Annotated in this window: 20 protein-coding genes; 11 read left to right on the forward strand and 9 right to left on the reverse strand. The window is 74.1% G+C overall.

Translation table 11 applies throughout. From position 1 onward, the window contains the following. The first annotated feature begins 61 nt into the window (after window positions 1–61). Both E4623_RS09845 and E4623_RS09850 read left to right on the forward strand, forming a co-directional pair. Window positions 62–1,027, forward strand: a complete 966-nt coding sequence (locus E4623_RS09845; RefSeq protein WP_134766311.1) for a sigma-70 family RNA polymerase sigma factor — start codon at window positions 62–64, stop codon at window positions 1,025–1,027. Window positions 1,028–1,132: 105 nt separating this feature from the next. Beyond that, window positions 1,133–1,588, forward strand: coding sequence for a GNAT family N-acetyltransferase (locus E4623_RS09850; protein WP_134766312.1), 456 nt, complete (start codon window positions 1,133–1,135; stop codon window positions 1,586–1,588). Here the strand turns inward: E4623_RS09850 and E4623_RS09855 are convergent. The 6 genes from E4623_RS09855 to E4623_RS09880 form a co-directional block, all read right to left on the reverse strand. Further along, window positions 1,569–2,765, reverse strand: a complete 1,197-nt coding sequence (locus E4623_RS09855) for an MFS transporter (protein WP_245154989.1) — start codon at window positions 2,763–2,765, stop codon at window positions 1,569–1,571. The two genes, E4623_RS09850 and E4623_RS09855, sit on opposite strands and share 20 nt — an antisense overlap. A gap of 8 nt (window positions 2,766–2,773) precedes the next feature. Then, window positions 2,774–3,379, reverse strand: coding sequence for a dephospho-CoA kinase (coaE, locus tag E4623_RS09860; protein WP_134766313.1), 606 nt, complete (start codon window positions 3,377–3,379; stop codon window positions 2,774–2,776). A 9-nt stretch (window positions 3,380–3,388) separates the two neighbouring features. Beyond that, a complete protein-coding gene (locus E4623_RS22960; RefSeq protein WP_209020587.1) occupies window positions 3,389–3,700 on the reverse strand; it encodes a hypothetical protein in 312 nt (103 codons plus the stop codon). 35 nt (window positions 3,701–3,735) lie between these two features. After that, window positions 3,736–4,689 carry a hypothetical protein gene (locus E4623_RS09870; RefSeq protein WP_134766314.1) on the reverse strand — a complete coding sequence of 318 codons (954 nt, stop codon included), beginning with the start codon at window positions 4,687–4,689 and terminating at the stop codon, window positions 3,736–3,738. Further along, window positions 4,689–5,273, reverse strand: coding sequence for an RNA polymerase sigma factor (locus E4623_RS09875; RefSeq protein WP_134766315.1), 585 nt, complete (start codon window positions 5,271–5,273; stop codon window positions 4,689–4,691). Before E4623_RS09875 ends, E4623_RS09870 begins: the two co-directional genes overlap by 1 nt. A 91-nt stretch (window positions 5,274–5,364) precedes the next feature. Then, a complete protein-coding gene (locus E4623_RS09880; protein WP_348537288.1) occupies window positions 5,365–6,336 on the reverse strand; it encodes an NAD-dependent epimerase/dehydratase family protein in 972 nt (323 codons plus the stop codon). A 127-nt stretch (window positions 6,337–6,463) separates the two neighbouring features. On the opposite strand from E4623_RS09880, the gene E4623_RS09885 reads away from it, so the two are divergent. From E4623_RS09885 to E4623_RS09920, 8 genes are all read left to right on the forward strand, one after another. Beyond that, window positions 6,464–7,162 (forward strand): TetR/AcrR family transcriptional regulator, encoded by a 699-nt coding sequence (locus E4623_RS09885; protein WP_134766317.1) that lies wholly within the window; start codon window positions 6,464–6,466, stop codon window positions 7,160–7,162. A 178-nt stretch (window positions 7,163–7,340) separates the two neighbouring features. Further along, window positions 7,341–8,378 carry a GNAT family N-acetyltransferase gene (locus E4623_RS09890; RefSeq protein WP_134766318.1) on the forward strand — a complete coding sequence of 346 codons (1,038 nt, stop codon included), beginning with the start codon at window positions 7,341–7,343 and terminating at the stop codon, window positions 8,376–8,378. After that, window positions 8,353–9,642, forward strand: coding sequence for a hypothetical protein (locus tag E4623_RS09895; RefSeq protein ID WP_134766319.1), 1,290 nt, complete (start codon window positions 8,353–8,355; stop codon window positions 9,640–9,642). The genes E4623_RS09890 and E4623_RS09895 overlap by 26 nt, the downstream gene beginning before the upstream one ends. After that, the gene (locus E4623_RS23335; RefSeq protein WP_209020588.1) at window positions 9,639–10,694 is read left to right on the forward strand and encodes a glycosyltransferase family 2 protein; all 1,056 of its coding nucleotides are present in this window, start codon (window positions 9,639–9,641) and stop codon (window positions 10,692–10,694) included. The genes E4623_RS09895 and E4623_RS23335 overlap by 4 nt, the downstream gene beginning before the upstream one ends. Further along, a complete protein-coding gene (locus tag E4623_RS09905; RefSeq protein WP_134766321.1) occupies window positions 10,691–11,959 on the forward strand; it encodes an ATP-grasp domain-containing protein in 1,269 nt (422 codons plus the stop codon). The genes E4623_RS23335 and E4623_RS09905 overlap by 4 nt, the downstream gene beginning before the upstream one ends. After that, window positions 11,956–12,624 (forward strand): hypothetical protein, encoded by a 669-nt coding sequence (locus E4623_RS09910; protein ID WP_134766322.1) that lies wholly within the window; start codon window positions 11,956–11,958, stop codon window positions 12,622–12,624. The genes E4623_RS09905 and E4623_RS09910 overlap by 4 nt, the downstream gene beginning before the upstream one ends. Further along, entirely contained in the window at window positions 12,621–13,631 is a 1,011-nt protein-coding gene (locus E4623_RS09915) for a GNAT family N-acetyltransferase (protein ID WP_134766323.1), read from the forward strand. Before E4623_RS09910 ends, E4623_RS09915 begins: the two co-directional genes overlap by 4 nt. Window positions 13,632–13,658: 27 nt before the next feature. Next, window positions 13,659–14,936, forward strand: coding sequence for an AMP-binding protein (locus E4623_RS09920; RefSeq protein ID WP_134766324.1), 1,278 nt, complete (start codon window positions 13,659–13,661; stop codon window positions 14,934–14,936). Window positions 14,937–14,998: 62 nt separating this feature from the next. Here E4623_RS09920 and E4623_RS09925 read toward each other — a convergent pair whose 3' ends face one another. Next, complete coding sequence (locus tag E4623_RS09925; protein WP_134766325.1) at window positions 14,999–15,943, reverse strand: helix-turn-helix domain-containing protein; 945 nt, start codon at window positions 15,941–15,943, stop codon at window positions 14,999–15,001. A gap of 102 nt (window positions 15,944–16,045) precedes the next feature. Between E4623_RS09925 and E4623_RS22585 the strand changes: the two genes are divergently transcribed. Continuing rightward, window positions 16,046–16,210 carry a hypothetical protein gene (locus tag E4623_RS22585; protein ID WP_167736552.1) on the forward strand — a complete coding sequence of 55 codons (165 nt, stop codon included), beginning with the start codon at window positions 16,046–16,048 and terminating at the stop codon, window positions 16,208–16,210. Window positions 16,211–16,307: 97 nt separating this feature from the next. Here the strand turns inward: E4623_RS22585 and rpsA are convergent, their stop codons facing one another. After that, a complete protein-coding gene (rpsA, locus tag E4623_RS09930; RefSeq protein ID WP_134766326.1) occupies window positions 16,308–17,777 on the reverse strand; it encodes a 30S ribosomal protein S1 in 1,470 nt (489 codons plus the stop codon). Window positions 17,778–17,850: 73 nt separating this feature from the next. After that, a complete protein-coding gene (locus E4623_RS09935; RefSeq protein ID WP_134766327.1) occupies window positions 17,851–18,747 on the reverse strand; it encodes a phosphotransferase in 897 nt (298 codons plus the stop codon). Window positions 18,748–18,756 lie beyond the last annotated feature (9 nt).

Here is an 18,756-nt window from a genome sequence, read left to right on the forward strand (position 1 = left end):
CCGCGAACGTTGGTCAAGACGTGGTCGCAAGGTCGACCGCAGAATCGAAGGAGGGTCCCCCATGGCAGCTCGGACCGCAACGAAGACCGGCGGAGTCTCGCGCGAGATCGAAGGCCGCGACAGCGTCGGTCTCTACCTCGACGAGATCGCCCGCAACCCGCTGCTCGACGCCGCCATGGAGGTCGAGCTGTCCAAGACCATCGAGGCCGGCCTGATGGCCGAGGCCCTCCTGGCCGAGGGCCGGGTCGGACGCCGCAAGGGCGGCGCCCCCATGCGAGCCACCCAGGAGGAGCTCGAGTGGCTCGCCGAGGAGGGCCGCAAGGCCGTCGACACGTTCATCACCGCGAACCTGCGGCTGGTCGTCTCGATCGCCCGCAAGTACGGCCGGGCGCAGATGCCGATGCTCGACCTCATCCAGGAGGGCAACACCGGCCTGATCCGTGCGGTCGAGAAGTTCGACTACACGAAGGGCTACAAGTTCTCCACCTACGCCACCTGGTGGGTGCGCCAGGCGATCACCCGTGGCATCGCGCAGCAGGCCCGCGTCGTCCGGCTCCCCGTGCACGTCGTGGAGGAGCTCAACCAGGTCGGCGGCGCCCGCCGCACCCTCGAGCGCCAGCTCGGCCGTGACCCCGAGCCGGCCGAGATCGCCGTCGAGCTCGGCCTCTCCGTCGAGCGGGTCCTGGACCTGATGGCCTGGGGTCGCGAGCACGTCAGCCTCGACACCCCCGTCGACGAGGACGGCGACACCTCGCTGGGCGACCTGATGGCCCAGGAGACGTCCCCGTCGCCCGACCTGACGGTGCTCGACGTCGAGTCCCGCGACCGGCTCAACACGCTCGTCGGGTCGCTCGACGAGCGGGCGGCCGACATCATCCGCTCCCGCTACGGCCTCACCGACGGCCGTCAGCACAAGCTCGCCGACATCGGCGCCAAGCACGGCATCTCCGCCGAGCGGGTGCGCCAGCTCGAGCGGGAGGCGCTGCAGAAGCTGCGCCGGCTGGGCGACCCCGACCTCGCCGCCTGAGCCCGCTCCACCGTTGTCCGCCGGCCCGCCGTAGATCGAGTACGGCGGGCCGGCGTCATGTCCGGCTCATGTCCGGCGTCATGTCCGGGCACTAGGCTGGCCGGCGTGCGGATCGCCCTCGACGACCTGACCGGTACCGGCGTGGTCGCGTTCCTCGAGGCACACCTCGCCCAGCTGCGGGCGACGTCCCCGCCGGAGTCGACCCACGCCCTCGACCTGGCCGGGCTGCGGGCGGCCGGGGTGCTCCTCTGGACGGCGCACGACGGCGACGAGCTCGTCGGGTGCGCCGCGCTCAAGCGGCTCGACGACGAGCACGCCGAGCTCAAGTCGATGCGGACGGCGACGCACCGGACCGGCGAGGGCATCGGCGCCCGGCTCCTCGAGCACGTGCTCGGCGAGGCTCGCGCGCGCGGCTACCGGCGGGTCAGCCTGGAGACCGGCAGCCAGGACTTCTTCGCCCCGGCCCGCCGGCTCTACGCCCGGCACGGCTTCGCGGAGTGCCCGCCGTTCGCCGGCTACCGGCCCGACCCGCACAGCACGTTCATGACGCGCGTGCTGTGAGCTCGTCCTCCAGGTAGGTCGGCCGGGAGACCGCGAGGCCGCAGAGCACCAGCGGGACGACGAGCACGGTGAGCGCGACCAGCGGCAGCGTCCAGCTGCCGCTGACGTCGTGCAGCACCCCGACCCCGAACGGGCCGACGGCGGAGAACAGGTAGCCGACCGACTGGGTGTAGGCCGACAGGGACGCCGTGCCCGCCTCCGTGCGGGCGCGCAGGCCGATGAGGGTGAGCACGAGCGGGAACGTCGAGGTGCCGGTGCCGACGAACAGCGCCCACACGACCGCGCCCTCGCCGGGGGCGAGGATCAGGCCGAGGTAGCCCACCGGGTAGCAGGCGCCGAGGGCGAGCACGAGCGGCGCCACGTTCGTCATCCGGCCGGCGAGCGACGGGACCAGGAACGACAGCGGGATGCTGGTGCCGGTGATGACGCCGAGCAGCAGGCCCGCCGACCCGCTCGAGAAGCCCGCGTCGCGGTAGACGTCGGCGAACCAGCCGAAGACCGCGTAGGCCTGGAGCGACTGCAGCGCGAACAGCGCCGCCATCAGCCGGCCGAGGCGCGTACGGCCCACGGCGGCGAGCGGGATCCGCTCGCCCGGCACGACCGGCGCGCGGTCGCGGTCGCGGCCCAGCAGCGCCAGCCACGGCAGCAGCGAGATCCCGGCCAGCACCGCCCAGGCCGCGAGCCCGGTGCGCCAGCCGTCGGCTCCGCCGACGGACTCGCTGATCGGGACGGTGAGGATCGAGGAGCCGGTGATGCCGACGGCGAGCGCGGTCGAGTAGACCGCGGTCAGGGTGCCGACCCGCTCCGGGAAGTGCTGCTTCACCAGCGACGGCAGGACGACGTTCGCAGTGGCCATCCCGGCCAGGGCCAGCAACGACAGCAGCAGGAACGCGACGACGTCGTCGACCCGGCTGCGCGCGAGGAGTCCGACGGCGACGCAGCCCAGGGCCAGGGCGGTCAGCCGGTGCGTGCCGAGCCGCTCCGCCAGCCGGGGGGCCAGCGCGCCGAAGAGCGCGAACGCCACCACCGGGAGTGCGGTGAGGATCCCGGCCCCGGTGCCCGACATCCCGAGCCCGCCGCGGACGTCGTCGAGCACCGGGCCGACGCTGACCGCCGCCGGCCGCAGGTTGAGGGCCAGGACGACGATGCCGACGAGGACGAGCAGCCGACCCCGCACCGGCCCGCTCAAGAGGCGGTGAGCTCGGCGTGGACCGCCTCGACCCGGGCACGGAGCTCGTCGAGGGTGCCGCTGTTGTCGACGACGTGGGTCGCGACGGCCAGGCGCTGCTCACGGGTGGCCTGGGCGGCGATCCGCGACTCGGCGTCCGCGCGGGTCCAGCCGCGGTCGCGCACCACCCGCTCGATCCGGATCTCGTCGGGGACGTCGACCACGACCACGGCGTCGAACCCACCCTCCTCGCCCGCCCGACCCGCCCGGCCCGACTCGGCGAGCAACGGGATGTCGTGGACGACGAGGTCGTCGGGACCGGCGGCGGCCTCCAGCGCGGCGTACCGCTCGAAGACCAGCGGGTGCACGATCGACTCGAGCAGCCTCCGCTTCGCGGGATCGCCGAAGACCAGCGCGCCCATCCGGGGCCGGTCGAGGTCACCGTCGGCGGTGAGCAGCTCGGACCCGAAGGCCGCCACGACCTGCTCCAGGCCGGGTGTGCCGCGCTCGACCACCTCGCGGGCCAGGACGTCGGCGTCGATGACCACCGCCCCGAGCTCGGCCAGGATCGCCGAGACGGTGCTCTTGCCCGAACCGACGCCGCCGGTGAGTCCTACCCGCACCCTGCGAGGCTAGTCGCCGCCGCCGCCACCGCCGCCACCGCCGTCCCCTCCCCCACCGCCACCGTCGGAGCCGCCGCCGTCGGAGCCGCCCCCGAACCAGCCGCCGCCCGAGTCGCCCCCCGAGTCGTGCGACCCACCGTCGTGCTGGCGGTGGTCGGTGCTGGTGTCGGTGCCGCCGTCGTAGCTGCCGGCGTAGCCGCCGTCCGCGGCGCGGCCGGTGCGACCGCGTCCGGGGTGGCGGCCCGAGCTCGTGGCGATCGCCACCACGACCAGCGCGACGACGACGGCCACCACGACGGCGAGGGCGATGAGGATGGTCATGGCCGCTGTCTACCCCTCCGCCCCCGACTCACGCCTCAGCAGCCGTGATTGACCTGCGCGCACGTGTCCTCGGCCCAGCGCAGCTCGTGCCGGTTGCTGGTGCCGGCGACCTGCACGTCGACGACGATCGGCTCGAGCGTCGTCTGGTCGGTGCCGGGCGCGACCAGGACGCCGTCGGTGGCGACGTACTCCATCCGCCACCAGGTGCGTCCCTCGGCGTCCGTGCTCGTGGTCGCCTCCTCGACGTGCCCGTCGGGGAAGGTGTAGCTGACCCCCCACTGCATCGCCTGCGACGTGACGATCCCGCCGGCGACGAAGACCAGGTCGTAGTCCCTGGCCGCGCCGTCCTGCGGGTCCACCGCGTTGGTGCTGACGCGCCAGGGGGTGGTGTCGTCCGGGGGGTGGCGGCCGTCGAGCGGCTGGGCACCGTGCAGGGTGACGGTGCCGCCGACGGTGTCGCACAGGACGAACCGGTCGCCCTCGACGAGGTACGACGTCGTGCCGAGCGTGCCCTCGACCGCGAGCGCGGGGACGGCACCGGGCAGGACGTGGCGCAGGTCGCGCCGGCAGGCCCCCGCCGCGTCACCCGCGGGTCCGCCGGACGGGGTGGGCACGACGGCCGCACCGTCCTCGGCCGGGGGGATCGTGCCCTCCCCGGGGTCGTCCGGCGCGTCGGGCGCCTCGGAGGTGCCGGGCGTGTCGGGCACCGTGACGTCCTCGGACGGTGCCGGGGTCGGGATCCGGTTCGGCGCGGAGGTGCTCCGGCCGCCGGGCAGGACGTCGTCGTCCGCGCCGGGGCGCAGGGTGGCGTAGCCGGTCGCGCCCGCGAGGACCACGACCGCCGCCGCTGCCGCCACCGGGACCGCCCAGCGCCGACGCGGACCGGCCGGCGCGGACTCGTCGAGGCCGGCGAGCACGCGGCCCCGCAGGCGGGCGCGGGCGGCGTCGTCGAGCGGCTGGTCGGGCGGGGTGGTGAGGTCGTCGTCCATCACGGGGTTCCTTCGGCGTCGATCGGAGCGAGGGCGGTCAGGCGCCGGCGCGCCCGGGAGAGCCGGGAGCGGACGGTGCCGACCGGCACCTCGAGGGCGGCGGCGGCGTCCTCGTAGGACAGGCCGGACCAGACGACGAGGGCGAGCACCTCGCGCTCGTGCGGTGGCAGGGTGGCGACGGCGTCGAGCACGACCCGCATCCGCCGCTCGGTGTCGAGCCGCTCGTCGACCCGGTCGGCGTGGTCGGGCTGGTCGGGAGGCCCGGGGAGCCGCGCGACGGCGCGCAGGTGGCGACGGCGTCCGCGGGTCAGGTTGCGGCAGACGTTGGTGGCGACGCCGTGGAGCCAGGGCAGCAGCGAACCGTCGTGGACCTGCACCCGGTGCCGGTGCCGCCACACCTCCAGGAACGTCGTCGCCGTGGCGTCCTCGGCGTCGGCCCGGTCGGCGGTGAGCCGGAAGCAGTGCCGGTGGATCCGGTCGGCGTGCCGGTCGAACAGCTCGGCGACGGCGTCGGCGTCGCCGTGGCGCAGGCGTTCGGCGAGCGCGGCCTCCGACTGGGTCATGGTGTCCTCCGGTGGGCTCATGCTTCCTCATGTCCGCACCGGGACCGCAGTTCCCGCGGCCGACCGACTTCCACCCGCACCCGGGGGCGTCTCCGGCCCGCGTCCACCTTCCTCAGACGGGCTCGGACACCTCCGCGCCATGTGCGACGTCGCCCAGCGCGGTCGCGGCGGTCGCCCGGCAGACGTCGTCCCACGGGGTCGGTGCCAGCCCGAGCTCGCGCTCGGTGAGCGAGGAGTCGAGCACGTAGGGGCGCTCGAACTGGTGGACGGTCTCGCGCATCTCCCGCAGGACCGGGACGACGAGCCCGCCGACCCCCAGCAGCGCGCGCGGCCAGGGCCGGACCCGCACCGGCTCGCGCCCGGCGGCCCGGCAGACGTCGGCGACGGCCTCGGCCTGGGTGCGGGGCGGGTTGGTCGGGGCGTGCCAGACCCGGCCGTGGGTGTCCGGGCGGGCCGCGACGGCGACGAGGGTGCGGGCCATGTCGCGGACGTCGGTGAAGGAGTGCGCGACGTCGGCGCGGCCGAACACCCGGACCGACCGCCCGGCGAGGGCCGCCGGCGCCACGGTCGGGATGTGTGCCATGGTCACGCCTGGCCCCAGGTAGTCGGAGCCGCGCACCTCGACCGCACGCAGCCGCCCCGCCTCGTGGGCCGCCCGGGCGTCGGCCCACATCGTGGCGCGCAGGGCGCCCTTCACCCCCTGGGCGAGGTCGGCCTGGCCCTCGAGCATCGGCGCGTCGACCACACCGTAGGGGTACAGGCAGGACGCCGTCGCCAGCACCGCACCGGTCCGCTCGGCCGCGACGAGGAAGGCCTCCGCCACCGGCGGCCACCACGTCGACCACACGTCGTACGACGGCGGGTTCACGCAGTTGTAGAGCGCGCTCGCCCCCTCGACGAGGGTCGTCAGCGCGGCCGCGTCGGCCACGTCGAGCGCCACCCGGCGCACGCCCGGGACGTCGTCCCCGTGACCCGATCGGCTCACCAGGAGGACGTCCTCGTGCCCCTGCGCCACCAGCTCCCGCACGGTCGCCAGACCCACCGGCCCCGCACCTACCACCACGTGCTTGCCCATCGTCACCATCTCCTCGTCGATCCGTTTTCGAGAGCACCGCTCTCCGTCCTGTGAACCTGTCACACTTCGGACACAATGACAAGAGCAGTGCTCTTGTTTGTTGCCACTGCTCTTGTTCCAGGGCAGGATCGCCCTCATGTCACCCGCTCCCCGCACCGCCCGCGCCACCGCCCGCGCCGAGCTCACCCGGGCGATCCTCGACAGCGCCGCGACCCAGCTCGCCGACATCGGCCCGGCCGCCCTCTCGGTGCGTGCGGTCGCGCGCGACCTCGAGATGGCGTCGTCCGCGGTCTACCGCTACTTCCCGAGCCGCGACGCGCTCCTCACCGCGCTCATCGTCGAGGCCTACGACGACCTCGGCGCCGCCGTCGAGGCCGTCGAGCGCGCTGTCCGCCGTGGCGACCTGCGGGGCCGCTGGCGCGCGATCGCGCACGGGATCCGCGACTGGGCCCGCGCCCACCCGCACCAGTACGCCCTCACCCACGGCAGCCCGGTGCCCGGGTACGCCGCCCCGGCCGACACCGTCGTACCGGCCACCCGCGTCACCCTCGCGCTCCTCACGGTGCTGCGCGACGCCCAGGCAGCCGGCCGGACGCCGGCCGCGGGACCGGCTCGGGTCTCGGCCGCCGAGAAGGCCGCGCTCGGCCCCGTCCTGGCGTTCGTCGACCCCCCGCTCTCCCCCGCCTTTGCGGTCCGCGGCCTGACCGCCTGGGCCACGCTCTTCGGGCACGTGTCGCTCGAGCTGTTCGGCCACATGCACCGCGGCGTCCTCGACTACGACACCCACTTCGCCACCGTCGTGGACCAGCTCGGCGCGGACCTCGGTCTGGGCTGACGCCCGCCGTACGCCGTCAGCCCGGAGGAGTTGCGGCGGAAGTCGCCGATGACGAAAGGATTGACGTTTGACGGTGCGTACGTAGGGTGTCGTAGGTCACACTCGTGGCGGTTCGATCGTGTTCGGTCTGTGCTCCGACCCTGCGCGCCACTCTCGGGGAGCTCACACAATGCTGCTGGTGCCTGGATCCACGCACGCCCTCACGACCCGCGTCACCCTCGCCGGCTCGGGTGAGACCCAGCCGGGATGGGCCGAGTTCGTGCGCGACGAGCGGCTCGTCGCGCTGTGGGACCACGACCTGCTGCAGCTCAGCGCGTCGTCCCCCACCCCGTGGTGCCCCACCTTCACCGCCGCCGTCCGGCACGGGGACACGATCGTCGGCGCGTTCGTCGGCAGCTACCGAGGCGTCCGTCCGCACGCGGCGCCGTCCCGCCGCGAACCGGTGCTCGTCGACATGCGGATGCCCGGGCAGGGCCACGAGGCGTCCTGGACGTTCCGCAGCGGGCTGAGCCGCCCGCAGCGGGCCGACGTCGTGCGGGCCTTCGAGCGCGGGGTGGTGCGAGCCCTGGGCCGGACCCGGCTGGCCGGCATCGCCTACCGCAACGTCACCGACGACGACCTGCCCGACCTGCGCCGCCGCGGCGCCGTCACCTCCCAGGCCCAGGGGCAGGGCACCGTGATGCCGCTGCCCGCCACCTTCGAGGAGTGGTTCGCCGGTCTCAGCAAGAAGCGCCGCAAGTCGCTGCGGCGGCTCGGACCGATGATCGAGTCGCAGGTGCGGGTCGAGTTCGGCAACGCTCGCACCGACGTCGACCCGCAGGCCGTCGCCGACCTCCTCGTCGACATGATCGCGCGCAACGCCCCGCTGCGGGTCGATCCGCGCCCGCACATGCCGGCCGCGTACTTCGCAGCGCTGATGGCCCGCTACGACGTCCGCACGATCACCTACCACCAGGGCGAGCGGCTGGTCGCGGTCGGCACCCTCCTCGAGCACCCGCGGCACCCGTGGGGCTCCTACTGGGCGATGGTCCACCCCCGTGACGGCGGCGTCCCGCACCTGTACTTCGACCACTTCCTGCGCTACGCCCGCCACGCCATCGACTCCGGCGCCGAGACCCTCTCCTCGGGACGCGGCTTCGTCGACGACAAGGTGAGCGTCGGCTTCGACGTCACGCCTCTCTCCTTCGTGGGTGTCCCCCGCCCGTTCCTGGGCTGAGGCCCGGATGAGCCTCGCCGCCGCACCGACGACGTCGGTGCCCTACGCGCCGTCGTGGGTCTCGACCGGTGTCGTGCTCGCCGGCCGGGCCGGCTTCCGCGCGCTCTGGATGGTCGCCCCGCTCCTGCTCGCCACCACCTGGACCGCCGAGGAGCTCGGCCGCACGGTCGCCGTCATCGGGGGCTTCGGCTGGTTGGCGATCCTGTTCGCCACCGCCGAGAAGACCCTGCTCAAGCAGGTGCCGAGGCTGCCGCGGCTGGCCGGGCAGGTCTCGCGCCAGACCCTGGCGACGGTCCTCGTCCCGCTGGCGTGCGTCCTGGCCGCGGCGACCCTCTCGACCCTCACGGGGGTCGGGCCGACCCTCCTCCTGTGGGGGCTGTGCTGGGGACTGACCGGCGCCGTCTACCAGGTCGTCGCCGCGCTGCACCGGCTGGCGCACCGCCCGGGGGCCGACGCGCTGCTGTTCGCGTCCGGGGCCCTCGCGCTCCTGGCGGCGACGGGGGTGACCGTCGCCCTCGACCTGCGCCCGGTCGCCTGGGTCGTCACCTGTCTGGTCCTCCTGCTCGCCGTCGCCGCCGCCGGCCTCGCCGCCGTCCCGCGGGAGATGTTCGACGGGGTCCGTCGGCGGGCCGCCGTCACCCCGCTGCGTCGCTCGCTGCTGCTGCTCGGGTTGCCGGAGGTGCTCTCGATCGTCAGCGTCAGCGCGGGCTTCTGGGCCGTCGCCGCCTTCGCCCCCGAGCACGAGGCGGTCCGCTACTACGTCGCCGTCACGGTCGCCAGCGTGTTCGGCGCGACCACCACCGTCGTCGTCCGGCTGCACCAGCCCGACGTCTCCCTGCGCCTGCGCGGCTCCGGCGCCGCGGCCGGGGAGGACGCCGCCCGGCGGATCCTCGCGCGAGCCGTCGTCGCCGGCGCCGGCACCGCGGCGCTCGCCGTCGGCGCCCACCTGCTCGGCGCGCCGTGGTGGGCGACGCTCACGCTGCTCACCGCCGGCGAGGTCGTCGTCTTCACCCAGCGCACGGTCGCCGCCAACCTGGTCGAGAACTCCCGCAGCCGCTGGCTGCCCGGCAACGTCGGCGCCTCCGCGTGCGGCCTGCTCGCGGCGGCCGTGGTCCTGCTGACGTGCACCGGGCGCGGCGGCGCGCTCGCCGCGATGGGCGCGCTGGTGGCCGCCCAGCTCTGCAACGCCACGGCGTTGCGACTCCTGCTTCGGCGCGCATCCGGGCGCCGTGTTCCACAGCCGATCTCGGGGAGATGGACATGAGGGAAGACGACCCCTACGTGACGGGTCTCAGCGTGGTGATGCCCTGCTACAACGAGGCGGGCGGTCTCGACGGGGTGCTCGACGAGCTCCTCGACGAGCTCGACCGCGAGCCCCGGCTCGACGTCGAGGTGGTCTGCGTCGACGACGGCAGCCGCGACGGCACGCTCGACGTGCTGCGGCGCCGCGCCGAGGCCGATCCACGGGTGCAGTACCTCTCGTTCACCCGGAACTTCGGGGTGGAGGCGGCGTTCTCGGCCGGGTACCTCTACGCGAGCAGGCCGTGGCTGGTGCACGTCGACGCCGACGGGCAGTTCCCGCCGAGCGAGATCCGGCGGCTGGTCGAGGCCTCCGACGGGATGGACGCCGTCTTCGGCGTCCGCGTGCAGCGGCACGACCCGCTGGTGCGGCGGATCGGCTCCACGGTCAACCAGCTCGTCGCCCGCGGCCTGCTGGGCATCGAGCTGCCGCGGCACGCGACCTGCTTCCGGCTGGTCCGCACCGAGCTCGCCCGCGCCGTGGTCGACCTGCGCCTGGGCCGCCCGTACTTCCTGGCCACCCTGCCGAAGCTCACCGACCGCCACACCACGGTGCCGATCACCCACCGCGCGCGCACCGACGGGCCGGCCCGGGTGCGGTTCCTCGACCTCGCCGGTCACGCCCTCGACCTGTGGTTCGCCTTCTCCCGCCGCCCGGCGCAGTTCGCGATCCTCACCGCGACCTGGGCCGCGCTGGTGTCGGTCGTGCTCGGCGTGCTGCACATGACCCGCGCCCTGCCGGCGACGGTGATGGAGGGCGGCATCGTGGTGCTGGTCGGGATCGCGCTGTTCGTCATCGCGGTCGAGGTCCGCTGCCTGGGCGTCCTGGCGGCCGGGCAACCACGACCACGGATGTTCTACGTGCGCGAGGCGTCCGTGCCGGTGCTGCCGGCCGACAGCTTCAGCGCCGCGGCGACCGGCGGTCCGATCCGGTCGATGGCGCCGGTCGGGCCGGTCGGGCCGGTCGGGCCGGTCGGGCCGGTCGAGCCGGTCGGTCCGATCGAGGTGGCGTCGTGAAGCGGCGTCGCAGCCGCGGCAGCGTCGTCGTCCTCGGCGCCGCGATCGGGGTCTTCGAGACCTACCGGGCCGCCCAGCGGATGGGCCTGCGCACCATCGCCGTCGACGTGCGACCCGACGCCCCGGCCCTCGGCCTCGCCGACGAGCAGCTGATCATCAGCACCCGCGACGTGGACGCCATCCACGACGCCCTCGTCGGCCGCGACGACCTGCGCGGCGTCGTCGCCCCCGCCTCGGACGTCGCCCTCGACGCCCAGCGTCGTCTCTCCCGCCGGCTCGGACTCCCCTGCGGCCTGTCGGGAGCGACGGTGCGGGCCTCGCACGACAAGACCTACCTGCGCCAGGTCTGCGACGACCTCGCCCTGCCGACGTGCCGGTGGGCCACCGGCGTCCCCGGCCCCCAGCTGCTCCGCGAGACCGAGCGGCTCGGCCTGCCCGTCGTGGTCAAGCCCGCCGACGCGCAGAGCAGCCGCGGGGTGGCCCGCTGCCGCGAGGGCGACGACCTGACGGCGGCGATCGCCGAGGCCGCGGCGTTCTCCTACTCCGGCCGGGTGATCGTCGAGGAGGAGATGCTCGGTCAGCACCTGAGCGCCGAGTGCATCGTCGAGGACTCGCGGGCCGCGTTCCTCGCCCTCAGCGCCCGCGCCATCACGCGGGCGCCCCGGGCCATCACCACCGAGCACGCGATGTCCGGCGAGCTGCCCGGCCACGTCGTCGACCAGGTCCACGACCTCGTCGACGCCCTCTGCCGCGCCCTCGACTACCGGCGCGGACCGATGATGCTGGACCTCGTCCTCGACGCCGGCGACACGGTCCGGATCGTCGAGATCGGCGCCCGCGTGGGCGGCGACCCGCTCGGCGAGCTCGTCCGGCTCACCCACGGCGTCCACACCGTCGAGAACGCGGTGCGCGCGGCGGTGGGCCTGCCCTTCGACCTCGGCCGGCGCCGGCGTCCGAGCGCGGCGGTGGGACGGATCGTCCTTCCCGACGCGGTCGGCACCGTCGCCGGCGTCCGGGGCGCCGGGCACGCCGCGCTGCTCCCCGGGGTGCAGCGGGTCCGGATCGGTGCCCAGCAGGGCGACCGCGTCGAGGGCGGCGCCTGCCTGGCCGACCAGCTCGGCTACGTGCTCACCACCGCACCCACCGTGCGCGAGGCCCGCCAGCGGGCCCTCGACGCGGCCGGGGCGCTCACGTTCGACATCACCAGGGACGGTGCCGGCGACGGCGCCGGCGAAGACATGACCAAGGAGCTGATGGCGGGATGAAGCAGGGAATCGCAACACTCGGGTTCGGTGCGGCCGCGGCCGTCACCGCCTACGCGGTGCACCACTGGGTGGCCAACGACGTCGAGACGCTGACGTCGCTGCTGTTCGCCCTGGTGCCGTTCGTGCTCGCCACCGAGGCGGTCGCCCGGGTCCCGCGTGCGTGGGCCCGCGCCCGCTGGATGGCGCCGTTGATGGTCACCGGTGTCTTCCTCGCCGTGATGGGCGGCTTCGCACCGCTGATGTTCGGGGCGTTCGTCGACGAGGACTTCGACCGCTTCTACAGCATCATGCGGATGCTGGTGCCGTTCGTGATCCTCGGTCTGGTCTTCGCGCTGCGGCTCGGCGGCGCCGCCGGTGCGACCGTGCGGCGCGCGTCCTACGCCGCGCTGCTGGTCATGCTGTCGGGCATCGAGGACCTGATGTTCCAGGTCTGGCGCGGCAACGACATCCCCGACCGGTGGGAGTGGGCCGAGCACATCACCGTGCGCCTCGGCGGCCACGTCGCCAGCCAGAACGAGGCGTTCGCGTTCATCGCCGCGCACTTCGTGCTCGCCGCCGTGGTGATCTTCGCACCGGTCCCGGGCCGCCGCTCCAAGCCCGCCGACGACGCCGACGACGCCGACGACGCCGCGGACGACCGGGCCCCCACCGCGGTGCCCTCGTGACCGACCCGGACGCCGGCCCGTACGACGTCCGCGTCGTCGACCTCGCCGGGCTGCGCGCCGACGCCGCCCTGGCCGCCCGGCTCGCGGCGTCCCGCGGCCCGCTGTGGAGGGTCGAGGCGCTGTCGGCGATGGAGGAGGAGACCCGCAACCGGGTCTGGCTCGCCGTCGCGACCCGGTCCGGGCCCCACGGCGACGCGCTGGTGGCCGGGATGCTGCTCGAGCGGGTCCTCCTCGCCGGCGGCATCGGTCACGTGCACCACCCGCACTCGGGCTCCGAGCCGTCGTACTGGACCGAGCCGGGCCACCGCGGCGCCCTCCCCCTGCTGGTCGGCGCGCTCCGGCGCCGGCTCGGCCCCCGGATGCCGGCGCTGCTGTGGCGGCAGGTCGGCGACGACGACGTGGTCTCGGGGCTGCCCGGGCGCCGGGTGGTGCAGCAGACGACGTTGCCGCTCGGCGTCGTGGACCTCGACCACCCCGACCGGCCCGACGCCGAGGCGTGGCTCCAGTCGCTGGGCCGGTCCCGGCGCCAGGACCTGCGCCGGCTGCGGCGCCGGCTCGCCGAGGACGCCGACCTCGACGTCACCCAGGGCCCCCTCGCCGAGGTGGCCAAGGGCGAGGAGGTGGCGCCGCTGCTCGACGCGAACTTCAGCAAGCACAACCCCCGCCGCCACCCGCTGATGAACCGCCCGGCCCCCGCCGAGTGGCTCGACGTCGCCATGGCCGACCACGACCTCCAGGCCGTCGCCTACCGCGACGGGGGCGTGCTGGCGGCCGTCGGGCTGATGACCACGCACCGCGGGGTCTCCCGGTGGCTGTCGTGGGGTGCCGACTACGAGGGTGCCGCCGACCGGCGCGGGCTCTACTACGACTGCACCCGCCGGATCGTCGAGCTGTCCTACCTCGGGGGCAGCACGACGCTGGTGCTCGGCAAGGGCAAGGGCGACCTCAAGTCGTCGTTCGGAGCCCGGCTCGAGGGGCAGCGCGCCGTGGTGCGCACGCCGTTCTAGTGTCCGCAGCCGTCTAGGGTCGGGGTCGTGGAGCTGGACGAGGGAGCCAGGGTCGCGCTGCTCGTGCCGGGCTCGCGCGCCTACGTCGACGCCGTCCTGGCGCTGCTGGCCCGCGGCGTCGTCCCGATCCCGCTCGACCCGCGGCTCACCGAGACCGAACGTTGCCGCATCCTGACGCCGCTCGCGCCGGAGGTGGTCGTGACCACCGCCGACGAGCTCGCGGCGGTCACGGCCGGAAGCGGACCCACCCCGGGTCACGGACTCCCCCGGGCCCGGCCGATGCACTGCACCAGCGGCACCACCGGCGTCCCCAAGGGCGTGTGGTCCGGCCTGCTCGACGACACGGACGCCGCCGCGCTGGTCGCCGAGGAGCGCGACCTGTGGGGGTTCGCTGCCGACGACGTCAACCTGGTGCTCAGCCCGCTCTACCACTCGGCGCCGCTGCGGTTCGCGATGGGCACCATCCTCGCCGGCGGCCGGTTGAGCGTCCCCGGGCCCTTCGACCCGGCCGCCGTGACCGCCGCCATCGAGCGCGACCGGCCGACCACGATGTTCTGCGTGCCGACCCACCTGCAGCGGCTGCTCGCGCACTGGGACGTCGTCGGGGTGCCGGACCTGACGTCGTTCCGGCTCGTCGCGCACGCCGGCGCCCCGTGCCCCACCGAGGTGAAGCGCCGCCTCGTCGCGCTGTTCCCCGCCGGCTCGACGTGGGAGTTCTACGGCTCCACCGAGGGCCAGTTCACCGCGTGCCGCAGCGAGGAGTGGCTGGAGCGACCCGGCACCGTCGGTCGCGCCCGCCCCGGCCGCACCCTCACCCTCGACGACGACGGCACGATCTGGTGCGCGGTGCCGCCGTACGCCCGGTTCACCTACTACGGCGACGACGCGAGGACCGCCGCGGCCTGGCGGACCGACGGCGGGGTGGCGAGCTTCACCGTCGGGGACCTCGGCCGGCTCGACGACGACGGCTACCTCTACCTCGACGGGCGACGCGAGGACCTCGTCATCACCGGCGGCGTCAACGTCTACCCGCTGGAGGTCGAGCTGGTCCTCGGCGAGCACCCCGGCGTCGAGGACGTCGCGGTGTACGGCGTCGACGACCCCGACTGGGGCGCACGCGTCTGCGCGGCGGTCGTCGGCACGGCGTCCGAGGCCGAGCTCGCGGCCTACGCGCGCGAGCGCCTCGCCCCACCCAAGCGACCCAAGACCTGGTCGTTCCTCGACGCCCTCCCGCGAACCCTCACCGGGAAGGTCCGGGTGCAGGAGCTGCGACGAGGGAGCGGCTCCGTCGCACGACGGGATTGAGCACGCGGTCCGGCCGAGGGACGAGGCCGGGACCCGCGCGTCGAGATGCTCGGGCAGTCAGGTCAGCACGCGAACTGGCGTCGGTAGACCTGCGGGCTGACGCCGCGGACCCGGGTGAAGTGGTGGCGCAGGGTGGCGGCGTTGCCGAAGCCCACCTCGGCGGCGATGTGGTCGACGGAGTTCTCGGTGCGCTCGAGCATCTCCTCGGCGAGCTGGAGCCGCTGGGCGGTGACCCACGCGTGCGGCGTCGTCCCGGTCTCGTCGCGGAAGCGTCGCGCGAACGTGCGCGGCGACATGTGGGCCTTGCGTGCCAGGGTGTCGACGTCGAGCGGCTCGGCGAGGTTCTCCAGGGCCCAGGTGAGCACGGCGCCGAGGGTCTCGGCCTGGCAGTCGACGACCTGCCGGGAGATGAACTGCGCCTGGCCGCCGTCGCGGTGCGGAGGGACGACGATGCGACGGGCCGTGGTCGCGGCGACCCGCGCGCCGAAGGTCTGACGCATCAGGTGGAGGGAGGCATCGATCCCGGCCGCACTGCCGGCGCCGGTCAGCACGTTGCCGGACTGCACGTAGAGGACGTCGGGCCGGACGATCGCGCTCGGGTACATCCGCGCCAGCCGGTCGGTGTAGCGCCAGTGCGTCGTGCACTCGCGGCCCTCCAGCAGCCCGGCCGCGGCGAGCTCGAAGACCCCGCTGCAGTGGGCGTAGACGACGGCGCCGCGGTCGTGCGCGGCGCGGGCGACCTCGAGGACGGCGGGGTCGTGGTCGAGGAAGTCGTGCTTGGGTGACAGGCAGACCAGGTCGGCGTCGGCCGCGGCCTCCAGGCCGACCTCGACCAGCAGGTCGTAGCCAGCGCGCCCCGCGACCCGTCCGGGGCGCGGGGTGCACACCTGGAAGTCGAAGACCGGGTTGTCGTCGTCGGCGTGGTAGGGCTCGCCCCACACCTCGACCAGGGAGCCGAGCCCGAAGGGCTCCGCCCCGTCCTGCACGATGACCGCAACCTTCTGCACCCGACGACTGTAGCGCCGACCTGGCAGGAAATCGACCCACGCCGCCATCTCTGCCAGGCGACGACCCTGGCGTGGGCCGCGGATCGGGCGCATCATGGCGGCATGTGGTTCCTGTGGCTGATTGCGGCTCTTTCCGTCCTCGGGATGGTCGAGACCCTGCGTGTGCTCATCCACGACGGCGCGCCCGTGCGCCCGCCCCGCTCCCGTGCCGTCGACGCGCGCTTCCTGCCCCCGGCCGACCAGGCTCCGCTCGACCGCGCGGCCTGACCCGCCCCGTCCCGACCGGTCCGGGAACGCCGAAGGCCCGCCCCCCCGAGGGGACCGGGCCTTCGTGCGTGCTACGGGTGTGGACCCGACCGTGAGGTCAGGCCTGGCCGCCCGTGAGCTTCTCGCGGAGCGCCTGCAGCGCCTCGTCGGAGGCGAGCGAGCCGCCGTCACCCTCGGTGTCGACGTCCTCGCTGCCCGAGGAGTACGAGGTAGCCTCGCCGGCCTCGGCGTCGGCCGTCTTGGCGTCGGCCTGCTGCTTGACGTGAGCCTCCCAGCGAGCGTGCGCCTTGGCGTACTGCTCCTCCCAGACCGCGCGCTGGTCGTCGAAGCCCTCGAGCCACTCGCCGGTGTCGGAGTCGAAGCCCTCCGGGTAGACGTAGTTGCCCTGCTCGTCGTAGGTCGCCGCCATGCCGTAGAGCGTGGGGTCGAACTCGTCGACGTCGGTCGCGGTCGCGGTCTCGTTGGCCTGCTTCAGCGACAGCGAGATCCGGCGACGCTCGAGGTCGATGTCGATGATCTTGACCATGACGTCGTCGTTGACCTGGACGACCTGCTCGGGGATCTCCACGTGGCGCTCGGCCAGCTCGGAGATGTGCACCAGGCCCTCGATGCCCTCCTCGACGCGGACGAACGAACCGAACGGCACCAGCTTGGTGACCTTGCCCGGCACGATCTGACCGATCTGGTGGGTCCGGGCGAAGTGCTGCCACGGGTCCTCCTGGGTCGCCTTCAGCGACAGCGAGACGCGCTCGCGGTCCATGTCGACGTCGAGCACCTCGACGGTGACCTCGTCACCGACGGTGACCACCTCGGAGGGGTGGTCGATGTGCTTCCAGGACAGCTCGGAGACGTGCACGAGACCGTCGACGCCGCCGAGATCGACGAACGCACCGAAGTTGACGATCGAGGACACGACACCCTTGCGGATCTGGCCCTTCTGCAGCTGGGTGAGGAAGCCGTGGCGGACCTCGGACTGGGTCTGCTCGAGCCAGGCACGGCGCGACAGGACCACGTTGTTGCGGTTCTTGTCGAGCTCGATGATCTTGGCCTCGAGGACCTGGCCGACGTAGGGCTGCAGGTCGCGGACGCGGCGCATCTCCACGAGGGATGCCGGCAGGAAGCCGCGCAGGCCGATGTCGAGGATGAGGCCGCCCTTGACGACCTCGATGACGGTGCCCTCGACGACGCCGTCCTCCTCCTTGACCTGCTCGATGGTGCCCCAGGCGCGCTCGTACTGGGCGCGCTTCTTGGACAGGATCAGGCGGCCTTCCTTGTCCTCCTTCTGGAGGACGAGGGCCTCGACCTTGTCACCGACGGAGACGACCTCGGACGGGTCGACGTCGTGCTTGATCGAGAGCTCGCGGGACGGGATGACGCCCTCGGTCTTGTAACCGATGTCGAGGAGCACCTCGTCACGGTCGACCTTGACGATGGTGCCCTCGACGATGTCGCCATCGTTGAAGTACTTGATCGTCAGGTCGATGGCGGCAAGGAAGTCCTCTTCGGACCCGATGTCGTTGATCGCCACCTGGGGCGCGTCGTAATCCGGGAGAAAGGCAATGGTCATAAGTGGATGGGATCCTAGGGTGGACAGAAGTCGTGTGGGCACGCCAGACGGACGTGTGGCGCAAGGTCCCAGTCTACGCGGGCGCCTCCGGCAGAGTCCAACCCAGGTCGCGCGAGGTGGCGATGCCCCGGAGCAGGTCGTGGGCACGGTCGCCCACCGGGTCCTGCCCGCGGCGCCCGGCCAGGTCGATGAGCGCCCGCAGGTCGGCGGCCCGGGCCAGCGCGAGGGCGTCGTCCGGTGCCACCCCGTGGCGGTCCTCGAAGGCCGACAGCACTACCTCGACGTACACCGGACCGCGGTCGTGGCGCAGCACGCTGCCGAGGTCGGTGAACGGGTGGCCGGCGTGCGCGCGCTCCCAGTCGACCAGGCCGGTGATCCACCCGGTGCCAGGTTCGACGAGCACGTTCGTCGGGTTCAGGTCGCCGTGCACGAGGCAGGTCCGGTCGACGGTGTCGAGGAGGGCCTGCGCGACCTCGGCGACCTCGGCGAGGCCGGTCAGCTCCTCGGGCGACCAGTGCGCCAGGGCGGGCCGGTGCGCGTCGACGTGCGCGGGGAGCCCGTCCGCGGCGCCGTCGAACGGCTCGATCCGCAGGTCGGCGCCGACGAGGGCGCCGCCGGTCAGCATCGGCATCCCGGCCAGGGTCGCGGCGAGCTCGCCCATGTCCCAGGCGAGGCCGGCGACGCGGTCGTCGTCGCGGGAGGCGAGGTGCAGGTCGCCGCGCTCCCCCGGCAGGAAGGACGTCACGAGCAGCGCCGGCATGTCCCCACGCGGCGGCCGGACCTCGAGGACGTCGGCGACCGGCACCAGTCCGCGCACCAGTCGCAGCAGCGCGGCGTCCACCTCGGCCCGGCCGGGATCGCGCGCATGGATGCGGACCACCTGGCGCTCGCCGCCGGCCTGCGCCACGAAGGTCTCCCCCGACCTGCCGCCCTCGAGCGGGGCCAGAGAGGCGAAGGCGTCGTCGATCATGCCCGCACG

The sequence above is a fragment of the Nocardioides sp. 1609 genome (assembly GCF_004522105.1).
GTDB lineage: Bacteria > Actinomycetota > Actinomycetes > Propionibacteriales > Nocardioidaceae > Nocardioides.